Origin of the sequence: Polaribacter sp. Z014 (assembly GCF_023555435.1) — a bacterium.
GTDB lineage: Bacteria > Bacteroidota > Bacteroidia > Flavobacteriales > Flavobacteriaceae > Polaribacter.
This window is the reverse complement of record NZ_JALCZP010000055.1, coordinates 1-2860: the sequence shown is the minus strand read 5'-3', so window position 1 is coordinate 2860 and position 2860 is coordinate 1. Positions and strand designations below refer to the sequence as shown.

Annotated in this window: 2 protein-coding genes; both read left to right on the top strand. The window is 27.9% G+C overall.

Annotated features, from left to right (window positions below; all coding sequences use genetic code 11):
• Positions 1-236: 236 nt before the first annotated feature.
• On the top strand, positions 237-977 hold the full coding sequence (locus MPF19_RS18730) for a phytanoyl-CoA dioxygenase family protein (protein WP_249989800.1): 741 nt from the start codon (positions 237-239) through the stop codon (positions 975-977).
• Positions 978-1142: 165 nt separating this feature from the next.
• A complete protein-coding gene (locus MPF19_RS18725; protein WP_249989799.1) occupies positions 1143-2723 on the top strand; it encodes a restriction endonuclease in 1581 nt (526 codons plus the stop codon).
• Positions 2724-2860 lie beyond the last annotated feature (137 nt).

Below are 2860 nucleotides of genomic sequence, written 5' to 3'. Positions count from 1 at the left end.
AGAAATGGAATCAGGATAAACATCTAATTTTAACCAAAAAATTAACCGCTTAATTAATAATCGAAATTTAAAAGATTACTCTTGTTTTATAGGGGGCAAAACAGTATAAAAAATTGCTATTTTTAGCTTTAGTAAAAGTAGTTGCTTTTTTGTGAACAACAATTTTCCTGCGGAAAATAGCCGTTCACTTAAATCGCAACTTTCCATAACACAACAACGTTGGCAACAAGCAAAAAATGAACTACGCAAGGAACAAAATAGAACTTGAAGGAAATGGATTTTCCGTTTTAACTGACTTGTATTCGGAGAACGAAATAAATAGAATTTTAGCTTGTATCGAAAATACTGAACAAGATGGAAATTCATTTATGAAAACAAAAGATTTGTTTGCGATTAGACAATTAATCAAAAATGTTCCTGAATTGAGTAATTTGCTGTTTAACAAAAAACTGACTGAATTAATTTCTGAACTTTCTGTATCTGAATATTTCCTAACAAAAGCCATTTATTTTGACAAAACGAGTGAATCTAATTGGTTTGTTGCTTATCACCAAGATTTGAGCATTTCAGTTGACAAAAAAGCTGATTTGAAAAATTATGTGAATTGGACTTTTAAAAAAGGACAAAATGGAGTTCAACCACCAATTAAAATTTTACAAGACACAATTACAATCCGAATTCATTTAGACAAAACGGACAAAAATAATGGAGCGTTAAAAGTTATTCCTAAATCTCATTTGAACGGAATTATTCTAGCAGACTCAAAAAATTGGAATATTGAAAATGAATTCATCTGTGAAGTAGAAAAAGGCGGAGTAATGTTAATGAAACCTCTGACTTTACACGCTTCGAACAGAACAACAAACGGAAAGAAAAGACGAGTAATACATTTAGAATTTAATAAACATAAACTAACTGAACCTTTGGCTTGGTTGGAACATTATGGAATAAAAAAGCCAGTTGCCAACACCGTATAAAATTAATTGCTGGCTTTTAGCTAATTTACGAAAGTCCAAACGGACTTTCTTGGTTCGTGTTTTATTTAGTAAATTTACTGCTTGAAACACGCAACTAACCTTATACAACAACGTTGTGGCACATTTAAAAAAAAATTGAACTTTTAATTAAATATCTAAATATTAATGGAAATAATATATTTTATTGGAAGTTTAATTATAATTGGAATAATTTGGAATTTCACTACTACTTTTATAGAAACAAGGAAAGAAAACAAGAAAAAAGTAAAAGAATACCCGAAAATTTTAAAAGAACTTTCTAACGAAAAATTAGTATCCAAAAAACATAAAGAGAATTACGAGAATGAAAAACTTAAAACAAATAGATTTTCATCTGAGATTGCCCACAAAAATATAACTCTTCAAAACTTAATATCAAGAATTAACATTAAAAATAAAGAATTTGATAAGACAATAAAATATTCAGAAAATTCTCGAAATGAACTTAATGATTGCGAAATCGAAAAAAATGAAACCGAATTAAAACTAAAAGAACAAGTTAGAATTAATCTCGAGCTAAAAAGCGACTTAAGAGATTTCGAAACAAAATATATTGAAGAAAATCAAAAGTTAATTGATGCTTTAAAAAAAATAGATATTTTAAATGAACAAGTTTTAATTAAAGATAAGTTAGAGACAGACTTAATCAATTCAGAGACAAAATATATTGAGAAAAATCAAAAATTAATAAGTATTGTAAGAGAAAGAGATGATTTGAAAAACACTCTAAAAGAACAACACGATTTATACTTATCAATTGAAAGTAAAAGTGAAAACTCGGTAACTAAAATAACATCTATGTATTCTGATTTTTTACTTTTAGAATATGATTTAATAGCGAGACGTTTAGAAAATAAAAAAAGACCAGCAATATCTGAAAGTAAAAGAATTAAAGAATTAAAAACTCAAAGTAAATTTCATATTGAGCAATACCGCCAAATGTTATACAAATATGAATATCTTTTAAATATTTTCCCAGAACTTACAAATTATGTAGACGATTTTGATACTTTAAAGCAACTTGACGATGTAAATTCAATAAAGGAATTTAAAGAGGATTTTGATAATGTACAGAATTATCTCTCTAAAGAAGAATATTTTGATTACGACGAAGATTATAGAAATCAATTAGCATTAGATAGATATTTAAAAGGAAAAAAAACGAATTGGCAAATTGGTAGAGATTATGAAATGTCTTGCGGAATAACATATGAAGAAAGAGGTTGGGAAGTTGAGTATTTTGGAATGGAAAAAAGGTTAAATGACCTTGGACGTGATTTAATTGCGAGAAAAGGAAATGATGTAGAAATTATACAATGCAAGCTTTGGAAAAAAACAAAGACAATACACGAAAAACATATTTTACAATTATATGGAACAACGATAATTGATACTTTAATGAATCCTGATTTATTTAAAGTTGTCACACCTGTTTTTATAACTAATACTTCTCTTTCAGAAACTGCAATGAAATTTGCTAAAATTTTGGGAGTAAGAATTGAAAAATGGGAAATGAAAGAATTTCCAAGAATTAAATGCAATATTGGAATTGACTCAGAAGGCATTGAAACTAAAATATATCATTTACCTTTTGACCAGCATTATGATAGAACAAAAATAAAGAAAGGACAAGGTTTTCTTGCAAAGAACATAAAGGAAGCAACTGAAAGTGGATTTAGGAGGTCTTATAAATATTATGGAAGATAAAAAACGTGCCACAACACCGTATAAACTTTATTGCTGGTTTTGGCTCACTTGGGAAATTCCTCCGGAATTTCGCCGTTCGTACTTTATTTACTAAATTCACTGCTTAAACAACGCAACAAAGCTTATACAACAACGTT